The organism is Chryseobacterium sp. G0162, assembly GCF_003815715.1.
GTDB lineage: Bacteria > Bacteroidota > Bacteroidia > Flavobacteriales > Weeksellaceae > Chryseobacterium.
In genome coordinates, this window is sequence record NZ_CP033922.1 from 4,995,572 (window position 1) to 5,008,608 (window position 13,037).

The window sequence follows — 13,037 nt, forward strand, 5'->3', positions numbered from 1 at the left end:
TTATTGCATGACAAAATTATTTTATATTTGGACTGTTTAAATGATTCAGTTTTTATATAAATAGATAGTCCAGATGTTAAGACCTTGGAAATTAGAATTTGAAATCGATAAAAAGCTTGATAAAGCCGTGTATTTACAAATAGCAGATACCATTATTGCTGATATCCGTTCAGGAAGGCTGAAGCCCGGGGATGCCCTTCCGGGAAGCCGGAATCTGGCAAACATATTGAAAATTAATAGAAATACAGTTGTAGAAGCTTATCAGGTTTTAATCAATGAAGAATGGGTAATTTCTAAAGAAAGAAAAGGGATTTTTGTCTCAGATCAGCTTCCTGCTTTACATGAAAATAGAACAGAAAAAAGGTTTGCTGCGTTGGAAAACCCCACAATGGCTCATGGGGGTATCATTAATTTTGATGATGGTCATCCGGACAGTAAAATTGCTCCTGTCACTGAATTGGCAAGAGCCTATCGCCAGATTTTTGGAATAAAAGCAAAATGGCAGATGATGGGATATGGAAATGAGCATGGAGATATAGAATTCCGGAAAATGATCTCTCAAATGTTGAATCATCAGCGCGGTATGCAGATTAATGAATATGAAATATCCATTACAAGAGGAAGCCAAATGGCGATGTTTCTGACTGCTCAAAGTCTTTTAAGTCCAGGAGACTGTGTCATTGTTGAAGATCCTGGCTACCAACCGGCATGGCAGGCATTTGAATATGCAGGAGCCAAGCTTTTCCCTGTTTCTGTAGATGAAGAAGGAATCAATGTACAGGCCATTGAAAAGCTTTTATTTCAACATAAGAATATTAAAGCCATCTATATTACTCCTCATAGACAATATCCAACAATGGTTACTTTAAGTTTATCAAGGCGTTTAAAATTGATAGAGCTAGCCAATCAACATACTATCACCATCATTGAAGATGATTACGATAATGAATTTCATTTTGGTTACCGTCCTATTCTGCCTATTTCCAGCTTTCCTGAACTCAACCATTATGTATATGTCGGAACTTTAAGCAAAGTAGTAGCTCCAGCATTAAGAATTGGATATCTGGCAACGAAAAACCAGGAATTATTACAAAAGATTGGAAGTTTAAGAAAGATTATTGATGTACATGGAGATGTTATTATGGAACAGGCCGTTTTACAGCTTATTAAAGAAGGAGCAGTGAAAAAACATATCAGAAAAGCCACAGCACATTATAAACATAAAAGAGATTTTGTCTACAGCCTTTTGAATAAGTATATGAAAGATGTTGCTGATTTTGTTTTGCCTGAAGGAGGATTAGCTTTCTGGATTGTTCCAAAATTCACATTAGATTGGGACAAGGTGGCGTCACTACTCCTAGAGAAAAACATTAAGATCATTCATCCAAAACAATACAGTAGAAATCACATTAATGGATTCAGATTAAGCTATGGTTCAGTCTCAGAAGAGCAATTGGAACAAAGCATACAGATTATTGCAGGTATCTTTTCTCAGCTTTCTCGATAGAAGGTATCGCAGATTACAAATAATACATATTTATATCCTGTTCTATCTATAATCACCTGTGTCCATCTGCAAAAATCTGTGGTTGAAAAACCGTAAAAATTAAAAATAAGTTCTCACAGATCTCACAAATAACACAGATCTTTATCTGTTTTCCCTTCTGCAAAAATTGGTGATTAAAAAACTACTACAAATATTGGCAAGAGATTAAATATCACTTCTAAAATTATACAAATAGCGCAAACAGGTGAATGTTTGCGCTATAATTTATCTGCTAATGATCCACATCGCCTGTGAAATCAGTAAGATCTGCGAAAAAAGAACTATTCTACTTCAAAAACAGCCTGAATCTCAACAGAAGAATTCACAGGAATAGAAGAAGCTCCGAACGTTGCCCTTGCGTGCTTCCCTTTATCCCCAAAAACCTCAGCCGTAAGATCAGAAGCGATGTTCATCAGATCAGCATGCTTGGTATAATCATCTTTTGTGTTGAAAATTCCCGTAAGCTGTACACACTGTTTGACTCTGCCGAGGTCGCCGCCTACAGCTTCATTAAGAACAGACAAAACATTCAGCATCGTAACTTTGGTAGCTTCTTTTACCTGTTGCTCATTAAGATCCACTCCTAATTTTCCCGGATTAAAGATTTTTCCGTCTTTTAAGGCAACCTGATTGATGAAAACAAGGTTCCCTGAACGAACAAACGGCTGATAATTTCCTGCAGGTTTCGGAACTTGTGGAAGTACAATATTTTTCTGTTTTAAAACTTCATTAAAATTTTGGTGGTTTTCAACGATGGAAGCAACTTTTTTCGGGCGTGTATCTTTTAGAGCCAATGATACTTTTGCAAAATTTCTCCCTTGAAGTTCTGCCAAAGATCTTTCTCCTTTCGTAGGACGTTCAACATCTTTCAGAGAGGCCATGGTAGTAATTCCTAGTACTGTATTTCCTTGTGGGATTGCTTTATTCAGTCCTTCGGTTCCGCGGATTCCATTAGATACCAGAACCATTCCGTGCACAGCAAGACTGTTCCAGAATGCCTGAAGAGCCAGTTCTTTTCCTGCTCCGCTTCCTGCAGACATAAAAACAGTTGCCGGAACTCCTTCCAGAGCATGATTGGTCCAAAGCTGAACAGTTTTAGATAAAAATTCACTCATTCCGGTACTGATATTTCCGAAATAAACAGGTGACCCGAAAGCAATTCCATCATAGCCGGAAAGCTCATCCACTGTTGCAACAGGAAGATTTTTCAAATTGGGATTCTCTGATGGTTTAACCAATTTGATATAGGGAGTAGCATTATTCTCACTCTCAATACCTTTAGCAATTTCCTTGGCCAATTCATAGGTTCCACCATTATCTGAATGTATAAGAACCAGTATTTTAGCTTTATTCTGTGCCATAATCTGTGTGGTGTTAAATAGTAAAATTAAAATAAAAAAAGAACATATTTTTTTCATTCTGAACAGGGTATAAATTAATAATACAAAATTAATAATGGCGTTTTTATTAAATTTGCCAAAAAATATATACAAAACGACAGCATGAAATGTGGACTGATTGAAAAAACAGAAAGCCAGTTTGTAGATACCATTGAAAAAGAAGCGTACGTATGGTGCGAAAAAGACTGGAAACATGATGACTATGAGCATGTTCATAACCGTGCTCAGTTAACTTTTGTGGAAGACGGGTATCAGTATTTCCATATTGACCAGAAGATCTATCTTGTGCCACAGCATCATGTGATCTGGGTTCCCTCCGGAAAAGCACATAAAATTACTTCCGAAGCTCAAACGGTTAATCTCATGGTTTTCCTATTCAAATCTGTATTTGAAGAAGAGTTTTATCAGAATATTCAAGTATTTGCAGTTCCACCTGTTTTGAAGGAAATGTTATTATACGCGGCAAAATGGAATCAATCTCTGGATGAAAACGAAGAACAGGATATTTTCTTTAAAGCGATTTTAAAAAGTCTTCCTAATTTCTGCAAAGAAAGTAATGGCCTTGAAATACCTATTCCCAAAGACACAAGATTAATTCCGGTTTGTAATGATATCAATTCCAATTTTAAATATAATCTGGATATTGATGCATTGGCTGCTAAGGCACAAATGTCTGTACGAAGTTTACAACGGATTTTTAAAAATGAGACAGGCATTACCTTACAGAAATACCTTCAACTGACCAGAATTTTAAAAAGTATAGAATTTATAGATACAAAGCAATTCACTTTAAGCGAAGTGGCTTACAAAGTAGGATATCAAAGTTTATCCGCCTTTACCTCATCCTATTTTGCCGTGATGAAGGCAAAACCTAAAGTGTATAAAGGTCATGGAGTTTTATCATGAGGCATATCTACTGGTTTGGATTCCGGGGATCCTTTTTCCCGGAGCCAGATTGATAAAATAACAATAGAGGCAACAGCCAGGAATTCACTCTGCCAGTTCTGAAATGATTCAAACCAAAACCTGGATTCTGAAAGATACTGTATGGCGGTGACCAGAGGTTCTTTTTTCATCCCCTGCTCAGTATTATAATTTTTTAAACTTCCGTAGAAATGTAATCCAAAAGTGATGAGAAAAAGCAATGCAAAAGCTATTGATAGTGAATGTTTATAGATTTTCAGCCAAACTCCTCCTTTTTTAACCGGCCATGGAGCTTTGGGGTGAGCTACAGGTTCTCTGTCTACCTCTTCTGCTCCTAGTAAAGATTTTGATTCACTGGAGCCTTTTTGTCGAAGTGATACTGTTAATAAAACATAAAGCATCATCTGAAGAAATTCACTTTCCCAATTTTCAAAAGTAGCCTGTATAAAATGTCCGCTATAGAAGTATTCATTGATGGCCAAAGCCGGAAATCCCTGCTCTGCCAGCTCCTTGTTCTCAGTTTTCCAACCGGTGAAAAATTGGCCTGTAAGAGAAAAGAACATAAGTAAAATGAGGGTTATACTTAAACCGTTACGATAAACAAAACTGGCACGATGCATAATGATTTACTTTTTTTGAAACGGAAAGATTTTATCAAGATTCTTTGTGGATGGCCCGGTAAGCAGCTTCCCATTGATGTTAAATCTTGAGCCATGACAAGGGCAATCCCAACTGAGTTCTGCACTATTCCACCGCACCTCACAGGAGGCGTGCGGACATTTACTTCTCAAGAGATGAAAAGTTCCGTTAAGCTCTTTATACAAAGCATAATGATCCGACTCATATCGAAAGACTTTTGCTTCTCCGGGTTTAATTTCTGATAGAGAATCAATTTTTTCAACAAAAATTTTATCTTTTACATAATCAAAAGCCACAGCTGTATTTTCTTTTACAAAATCTGAAAATCCGGCTATAGGTTTTATTCTTGCAGGACTGAAAAGATATTCATATTTACTTTTTCCTGTCACAATAAGATCATGAAAAATTTGTGCTGAAAGCGTACCAAAGATCATTCCGTTTCCCCTGAATCCTGTGGCAACAAATATTCTTTCCTTAGTTCCGGGAAGCTTGCCTATATAAGGAAAACCATCAATAGGCTCATAATATTGACTGGACCAGCTGTAATAGGTTGTTTCTACATCAAAATGTTCCCGGACGTAATTTTCCAGTTTGGAAAAACATTCCCCGGTATCATCAGAATGTCCTGTTTTATGATCTTCTCCACCTGCAATCAATAGATTTTCATCGTTCATTTCCTGAATACGGTAATAGTGATAAGGTTCACAAAGATCATAGCCTAAGTCTCTTGGAAAACTACTATCTTTCAATGTAAATGCCATAGCATAACTGCGGTAGGGAGCATTAGTGAAATGAAGCAGGTTACTGCCTGGTGGAATATGGGTGGCATAGATTACATTTTTGGCCATTATATCTCCTTTGGAAGTGGTAAGAACAACGTGGTCTGCATGTTCTTCATGGTTTTCACAAACGCATTTTCCTTCGATAGCGCCGCCTAGCCGGATAAAAGCTTCACAAAGTGCCTTGATGTATTTGATAGGATGAAATTGTCCCTGTCCGGGAATAAGGACAGCTTCTGTAAAAGGGATTGGAAATGGAATTTCATTTACATAAGTCATTTCATGGCCGATCTGGGCAGCTCCTGTTACAATATCTTTCAATCGTTTTTCCTGGTCTTCATCCAATGCAAAAAGGTAAGCAGATTTTCTGGCAAAATCACAGTTGATGCTGTATCTTGTGATATTGTTTTCAATAATCTGAATGGCATCTTTTCCTGATTCAGCATACAGTTTAGCATTTTCCAGTCCAAAGTCCTGAATGGCTTGAGCAAAAGTGGTATCAAAGAAATCATTCAGATGTGCTGTAGTTCCTCCTGTGGTTCCGAATCCGATATTTGCAGCTTCAAGAATAATACATTTTTGTCCGGATTCTTGTAATTTTAAAGCTGTCGAAACTCCGGTAATTCCACCGCCAACAATAGCGGTATCAAACCATTGGCTGAGATCATTTTCTGTTGAATTTTTCTTAATTTCATCCTGCCATATACTTTTTCTGGCTCCATCTCTATACATAACCAATTGTTTTAGGGTTAAATTATCTGTTATCCGTTTACAATGATTCCACCGTTGGGGTGAATCACCTGTCCGGTAATCTGTGCTGCGTCTTCACTGGCCAGGAAGAGGAAGCTGTAAGCTACTTCTTCGGGAGTTGCATTTCTGCCTAAAGGTGGTTGATTGGGATTCTCTTTTTTCTCACCAAAAGTTTCCTTGGTGAGCGGTGTTGCTACCGGACCAGGTGCTACAGCATTGATCCGGATTCCCTTAGGCTTAGCCTGCAATGCCAGTGAACGGGTAAAAGATACAATAGCGCCTTTTGTTGCAGAATAATCCAATAATTCCGGGTGGCCTTCATATGCTGAAACAGAAGTTGTATTGATGATAGAGCTTCCTTCTTTCAGGTAGGGAAATATGACTTTCGTGAGCAGAATCATTCCAACAATATTGGCATTAAAGGTATGCCTGATATTTCTTTCTTCAAGTTCTTCAATCGTATCCGCAGGAAATTGTACACCTGCATTATTGATTAGAATATCCACTTTTCCGAAAGCTGCAATTATCTTTTGAGTAGTCTTTTCACAGAATTCATAATCATTGATATCTCCCTGGAAAATAATACATTGTTTACCCAGATTTTCAATTTCAGCCTTTGTTTTTTCTGCATCATCATCACTTGAGTGATAAATAATTCCGATATCAGCACCTTCCAGAGCAAAAAGGAGTGCTACTGCTCTGCCTATTCCGCTGTCGGCACCTGTTATCAGAACAGATTTGTTTTCCAGCTTTCCCATGATTTTTAATTTTCAGTAACCGGCTTTTGCATTTCCGCAATTCTGTGAGCAGCCATACTGTCTGTGGAAAGATTAGACATGGCTACAGATAATTTATTCTTTAATCCTGAAATAACCTTATCTTCATCATTCATCAAAGCATTATAGCCATCTATAGCTACTTCTTCAGGTGATGCTAAAGTATCTTTATCTTCAACAATTTTACTTTGGTTCATATCTGCTTTATTGAAGAAATCAGTATCAGTTGGACCTGGCAGAAGAGCAGTTACCGTAATTCCTATGTCTTTTAACTCTTCCCGGATGGCTTCAGACCATGACAGGACAAATGCTTTGGTTCCATGATATACCGAGTGCCATGGACCGGGAACTTTACTGGCCACGGAAGCCAGATTTAAAATCTTTCCCGATCGCTTAGGCAGACGGTCCTTAATAAACAGTTTGGTTAATATGATAACAGAAATGATATTCAGATTAACGATATCTACCTCACGATGAATATCAGTATCCTGAAATTTTCCATATACCCCCTGTCCGGCATCATTCACCAGAATTTCAGGGCTTATTCCATTCATTTTCAATTCAGAATACAGAGAATAAGCTTCATCTTCTGAGAAAAGATTCTTTGATATAGGGATGGCATTAATTCCATATTTTTTAAACTCATTGGCTTTGTTTTTAAGCTCTTCATAATCCCGGGCAACAAGAACAAGATCATAGCCGTTTTTGGCAAACTGTTTAGCCAGTTCATAGCCTATTCCACTTGTTGCTCCGGTAATCAGAACATATTTATTTTTACGTTCCATGATTTCTTATTTTAATATTAAAAGCCTGTTAAGTTCGCTTTTAAAACATCCCAAAATGAACTCTGTGTAATATAGCTGGGCATTAAGAGCCTGGGTTTTGGGGTGCAGTTCCAATTTTTTAGTGAGGATAATCTCTCCCTTATAAGAAAATGAGAAATAAGCAAAGATCTTATAAGAGGAGTTGCGTATTGGGGTACAATACCCTGTGGTTGAAATAGACCAATCGGATTCAAAAAGACTGGCAATGTTTAATGCCATGGTTTTTGCAATATTTTCCGAAACGCAGTCACATTCTTCTGCTTCATTCTTATTTACATTTAATAGTCTTACTTTTTCCGGTAAAGTATAAGCCGTTATTCCGCCTTTGTATGTTAAAGAGGCGTTAGGCATCTGTGAAAAAGCTAATTGTAAGCAACCTGACGTTACACTTTCAGCAATAGAAATAGTTTCACCGGCAGTCATCAGACAGTGGCTTATATATTCTAGAAGATTCTTTTGAAATTCCATAGCATTTTTATTTTGAAAAATATTATTTAATAATTTGTATTACGCTTTGACAGCTTCAAGACTATCAGCTATCCTTATCCATTCATTTCTGTTTATAAAGTCTTTTTTTGTAATAATGAATGCGGAATGATATTTTGTACTTTTCAGAATTTCTGAGATCTTTAATGGTAAAAACCGCTCCTTTTCATCATGAAATATTAAGTGTGATTGGTGTGAAGGATGTATATTATGATTGAGCGTTTCTCTCCATTTCGAGATCCCAGACTCTGTGTTGGGAAATGGCATTGATGAAGTGATCTGTGGCTGCATCATCTTCCCATGTAATGATCCCTGGATCTTCATATTTTTTTGCAGCGACATTGCTATTATGGTAAAGAGGCTCAGTACCTGACCCAAAATAAAGAGCTTTGCAATGTTTATAAGCTTCATTAATAAAATGCAGTACCAGATGTTTATTTTCAGGGATCATGAGTTCTTTTATTGAATCTCCACCCGAACAGATAACAAGGGCATCAAAACAGACACTGGAGGTACTGGTTAAAGAATGTTTGGGAGTAAGCTCTGATCCGTCATCAGTTCTTACTTTAGCCAGACTCGGAGCAATGAATTCAACACGTGCACCTTCTGCTTCCAGTTTTATTTTCAGATCATTTACGTGTTTATGATAAACCCCGCTGGCCATAATAAATCCGACTTTTCTGCTTTTAATTGTATTCTTAATCGTGTTTTTCATACTCAGCGCTTCTGAAACTTTCGTTTTAGGCTCTCTTTCCTCACTTTGCAGTTCTACAATATTACTGTCTGCCGGTAAACTTTGATTCGGCCAATCCAGTTTCTTAACTTCTACGCCTAATTTTTCAGCAACACGCCATGCAAGAAACATATCAATATAGGCTAATTGTCCTACCAGTTTTTCTCTTACAGAAGGAAGGGTAACTTTAGACAATTCAAAAATGAAGGCATTATGAAGATGTTCTTTTTCAGGCGTTGACTGGCTGTTATAAAATAATTTAGCCTGTGAATAATGATCTACAAAGCTTTTACTTCTTTCGCGAATTTTACTCCCCGAAATCCTTTCCTGCTGGGAAGCAAAACCTCCTTCAGACATCATAGCCTGGAAAGGACATCCGCCACCTGTGGAATTAGGATCATAGCTGCTTTTCCCTTTAACAATCTGCTGTCTCATATGGCCATCCCTTTGATTATTATGGACTACATTGATAGAGCGGTTAATGGGTATTTCATGGAAGTTGGGAGAGCCCAATCTTGACAGCTGAGTGTCGGTATACGAAAATAACCTGCCTTGTAACAGAGGATCATTGGTGAAATCTATTCCAGGTATGATATGTCCCGGATGGAAGGCTACCTGTTCTGTTTCAGCAAAAAAATTATCAGGATTTCTATTTAAGGTTAATGTTCCTACAATTTCTACGGGAACTTCTTCTTCAGGAATCAGCTTTGTGGGATCGAGAAGATCAAAATCAAAGCGGTCCTCATCTTCTTCAGGAATCAGTTGTACTCCAAAATCCCATTCAGGATAATCTCCATTTTCAATAGCTTCCCAAAGATCTCTTTTATGGAAATCAGAATCTACTCCTGAAATTGTCTGGGCCTCATTCCAGGCAACAGAGTGTACACCGAGTCTGGGTTTAAAATGAAACTTTACAAAATGTACTTTGCCTTCTTCATTAATGAATTTAAAAGAATGTACGCCAAATCCTTCCATCATTCTCAAGCTTCTCGGAATGGCTCTGTCACTCATCAGCCACATTATCATATGCATGCTTTCCGGCATCAATGATATAAAATCCCAAAAGGTATCATGAGCGGAAGCAGCCTGAGGGATTTCATTATCCGGTTCAGGTTTTACGGCATGGATGAGATCCGGAAATTTGATAGCATCCTGAATAAAAAATACAGGCATATTGTTCGCTACCAGGTCATAATTACCTTCTTCCGTATAAAATTTAATGGCAAAACCGCGTACATCTCTTGCCAGATCGGTACTTCCTTTACTTCCGGCTACGGTTGAAAATCTTACAAAAACAGGGGTTTCCTTTCCTAATTCCGTTAAGAATTTCGCTTTTGTATATTCTGCAAGACTTCTGGTAAGTTTAAAAACTCCATGAGCACCGGATCCTCGGGCATGAACTACTCTTTCAGGAATTCTTTCATGATCGAAATGAGTAATTTTTTCTCGCAAAATAAAGTCTTCGAGTAATGATGGACCTCTATCACCAGCTTTTAAAGAATCCTGGTTGTTATTGATCTTTAAACCCTGATTGGTGGTAAGCTTTTCATTCTCATTAGAGGTACTGTGTTGCTTCAGTTGTTCTGCCTTTTCATTATTTTTTTCTGGTTTCATATTATATTAATTTTGGGATGGGTGTATATTTTTAAAAGCAGTCAGACTAGGGCTTCTGGAATTCAATCTTTATCATTTTCCAGCATATTAAGCAGTTTACTGATACATTCTTCCTCTTTTAATACTTTATAATAAGCTGTTTTAGCGTATAAAGAAAAAGAAGGAGTATCAATTCTTATTTCAGAATCCATTTCACACGAATCCATTACATTTTTGGTATGAAATTCACGGATGTGGAGAATATATTCTTGAATATAACTGTCGATTACCTTTTTAAAGATTTCACATTTTGCATTGCTTTTGATCTTTTCCAGAGATTTAATCAAGAAGGCAGTTACTCCGTATGAATTGATAATACCGGGAAATAAGGATTCGTTTTCAATCGCATTATTTTTGCCATTCAACCCGGAATGCCGTAAAGTGTCGTTTTCGAATACCATATATTAAAAGTTATTAGCTTATGAGTTATTAGTTATTGGATGCCTTTAAATATTGTTCAAAATAATGGAGATCGTCTTTATCTTTAATAGAAAGGTAGAACATAATCTGTTTCGGTTCTTTTAATCCTATGCTGTTGAAACAGTCGAAGTGAGCAATTAATGCCTGAATGTTTTCAATATCAATATCTTTCAGAATAATAAATAGTAGAAAAATATTGTCCTTTATTTCTTTGGCATAAACAGCTGCTCCATTTTCAAAGCACAGTCCATTATTGCTGACTTTTATGAAGTTTTTATGCTTTAGAGTCTTTATTATTTTCTGACAGTCCATATACATTTTGAATTCATGATTTAAAATAAGCCATATAGAGTAAACAAGCTATATGGCTTACTGTATAGTTGGGTTTAATCTTCCTGTTCAGCATCAAAATTGATGGACGTTTCCGCTATTTCTGTGAGATCAGCATCGGTATCCTCTTCTTCCTGAAGAGTTCTTTCCAAAAGATCTGCGGCTTTATCATGCCCCATGGTAATAGCAAGCTGGGCAAGCCCTCCATAGGTAGCAATTTCATAGTGTTCAACTTTTTGAGCGGCAATGATAAGTCCCACATCTCTTGTTGAAGAACCGTCCTCTGTAGATTTGATGATTTCTTCGCCTTCTTCAATGATTCCTTTTATAGCTTTGCACTCTTTTTTTTCTGGAGTTTCATCAATAAGTTGAAATACTTTTTCCAAGCGTTTTACGTGTTTCTGGGTTTGGAGATGATGATCTTCAAAAGCATCTTTTAAATCCTCACTGGTAGCAGCTTCCTGCATTTTTTCCAATGCTTCCAGAATTGCATTTTCAGCGTAATAAATATCTTTAAGAGCGCTTACAAAAAATTTGTGAAGCGGTGAGTTTTTCATTTCACCTTTCTTGATGGTAGCCTTATCTGCCGTCCCTTTTTTGGTGACAGAAACTGCCGTATCGGTTTCTAAAATTTTATTTGGCATAATGTGAAGTGGTGTTTAAAGGTTGAAAAGATTACCTCCTTATTATAAATAAAGAGGCAATCTGGAAAAAGAATTATGAATTACGTCTGCCTCCGAATCCGGATCTTCCGGAAGATCTTCCGCCTCCGTGTGATGCTTCCCCGCTCATTCTGGAACTTCTATTCATTGATGAGGAGCTTCTTCTAGAGCTGCCAGAATCAGAATTTGAACTACTACGTGAATTACTGCTAGAGTTTCCATTTCTTGAATTACCTGAGCCAGATCGTCCGCCACCATGAGATGCTTGTCCACCCATTCTCGCAATTCTGGTTCGCTCGGCTTTACTCATAGATGCAAAACCTCTTCTTGAAGTACCGTCTCCTGATGATCTGCCTTTGTTGTCGCCAGATCTGGAATTTGATCCTGATCGTCCACGAGAACCTCCGTTCGAACCATTGCTACGGGAAGAGTTACCTCTTCCGGAAGTAAATCTTCCCATACTGTCTCTTTGTTGATTTCCGTTTCCGCCTCCAGAACTTCTTCCCCTATGGCTTCTTTGGTTATAATTATTATCCTCGTCGTCATAATCTTCATCATAGTCATCGTCGTAATCTTCATCATAGTCTTCATCATAATCGTCATTGTCTTCATCAAAGTAATTTTCATACTCTGAGAAATCATCGTCATAATCTTCATCTCTCGATGCATCGTTAAAACCATGATCATATCCTAATTGATAGACTTCTTCAAGGTTTTCTGGAGAATGTGATTGTCCTCTTGAGCTACGATTTCTTGAATTTCTAGTGTTCATAACTGAATTTTTTATATTAATATTTAGTGATGCGTTACAGCCCGTGACTAGTATGAGACGGCAACGAATTGGAGTCGGTAATTTCAATTTGAATATAAAAAGCCAAATTGCTTTTTTATTTTGTAAAGGACTTAAGGAATTGTACTGTAAATTGGTAGATCAAATATACAACTGAATAATTCCCATTTTTATGACCTTAGTCATGTTTGAAGATATTAATATAAAACTTTTCTATATTTAAAGATAATATCTCCTTTCTGTTCCATTTTTTTAGGTATGGATTATTGTTTCTACACACAATCCCGTAACATTTTAGATAATCCATAAGCCCTTTTAAGCGCAA

The 13,037-nt window shown here is 37.1% G+C and carries 13 protein-coding genes; 2 read left to right on the forward strand and 11 right to left on the reverse strand.

The genetic code is table 11. From position 1 onward, the window contains the following. The first annotated feature begins 73 nt into the window (after nucleotides 1-73). Complete coding sequence (locus EG344_RS22375) at nucleotides 74-1,507, forward strand: PLP-dependent aminotransferase family protein (RefSeq protein ID WP_123911502.1); 1,434 nt, start codon at nucleotides 74-76, stop codon at nucleotides 1,505-1,507. Between the two features lie 320 nt (nucleotides 1,508-1,827). Here the strand turns inward: EG344_RS22375 and EG344_RS22380 are convergent, their stop codons facing one another. After that, nucleotides 1,828-2,907: an Atu1372/SO_1960 family protein gene (locus tag EG344_RS22380; protein WP_410493986.1), complete on the reverse strand. Its 1,080-nt coding sequence runs from the start codon at nucleotides 2,905-2,907 to the stop codon at nucleotides 1,828-1,830. 141 nt (nucleotides 2,908-3,048) lie between these two features. Between EG344_RS22380 and EG344_RS22385 the strand changes: the two genes are divergently transcribed. Further along, entirely contained in the window at nucleotides 3,049-3,852 is an 804-nt protein-coding gene (locus EG344_RS22385) for an AraC family transcriptional regulator (RefSeq protein WP_185145576.1), read from the forward strand. Here the strand turns inward: EG344_RS22385 and EG344_RS22390 are convergent. The 10 genes from EG344_RS22390 to EG344_RS22435 form a co-directional block, all read right to left on the reverse strand. Further along, entirely contained in the window at nucleotides 3,834-4,490 is a 657-nt protein-coding gene (locus EG344_RS22390) for a DUF6766 family protein (RefSeq protein ID WP_123911505.1), read from the reverse strand. The two genes, EG344_RS22385 and EG344_RS22390, sit on opposite strands and share 19 nt — an antisense overlap. A 6-nt stretch (nucleotides 4,491-4,496) precedes the next feature. Further along, the gene (locus tag EG344_RS22395) at nucleotides 4,497-6,020 is read right to left on the reverse strand and encodes an FAD-dependent oxidoreductase (protein ID WP_123911506.1); all 1,524 of its coding nucleotides are present in this window, start codon (nucleotides 6,018-6,020) and stop codon (nucleotides 4,497-4,499) included. A 29-nt stretch (nucleotides 6,021-6,049) separates the two neighbouring features. Then, entirely contained in the window at nucleotides 6,050-6,796 is a 747-nt protein-coding gene (locus EG344_RS22400) for an SDR family oxidoreductase (RefSeq protein ID WP_164464490.1), read from the reverse strand. A 5-nt stretch (nucleotides 6,797-6,801) separates the two neighbouring features. Then, on the reverse strand, nucleotides 6,802-7,599 hold the full coding sequence (locus EG344_RS22405) for an SDR family NAD(P)-dependent oxidoreductase (RefSeq protein ID WP_123911508.1): 798 nt from the start codon (nucleotides 7,597-7,599) through the stop codon (nucleotides 6,802-6,804). 6 nt (nucleotides 7,600-7,605) lie between these two features. Then, nucleotides 7,606-8,106, reverse strand: a complete 501-nt coding sequence (locus EG344_RS22410) for a CinA family protein (protein WP_123911509.1) — start codon at nucleotides 8,104-8,106, stop codon at nucleotides 7,606-7,608. Nucleotides 8,107-8,332: 226 nt separating this feature from the next. Next, nucleotides 8,333-10,471, reverse strand: coding sequence for a catalase (locus EG344_RS22415; protein WP_123911510.1), 2,139 nt, complete (start codon nucleotides 10,469-10,471; stop codon nucleotides 8,333-8,335). A gap of 62 nt (nucleotides 10,472-10,533) precedes the next feature. Continuing rightward, on the reverse strand, nucleotides 10,534-10,911 hold the full coding sequence (locus EG344_RS22420) for a hypothetical protein (protein ID WP_123911511.1): 378 nt from the start codon (nucleotides 10,909-10,911) through the stop codon (nucleotides 10,534-10,536). A gap of 28 nt (nucleotides 10,912-10,939) precedes the next feature. Next, on the reverse strand, nucleotides 10,940-11,242 hold the full coding sequence (locus EG344_RS22425) for a hypothetical protein (RefSeq protein ID WP_123911512.1): 303 nt from the start codon (nucleotides 11,240-11,242) through the stop codon (nucleotides 10,940-10,942). A 74-nt stretch (nucleotides 11,243-11,316) separates the two neighbouring features. Beyond that, a complete protein-coding gene (locus EG344_RS22430) occupies nucleotides 11,317-11,904 on the reverse strand; it encodes a ferritin-like domain-containing protein (protein ID WP_123911513.1) in 588 nt (195 codons plus the stop codon). Nucleotides 11,905-11,977: 73 nt separating this feature from the next. Further along, nucleotides 11,978-12,694: a KGG domain-containing protein gene (locus tag EG344_RS22435; protein ID WP_123911514.1), complete on the reverse strand. Its 717-nt coding sequence runs from the start codon at nucleotides 12,692-12,694 to the stop codon at nucleotides 11,978-11,980. Nucleotides 12,695-13,037 lie beyond the last annotated feature (343 nt).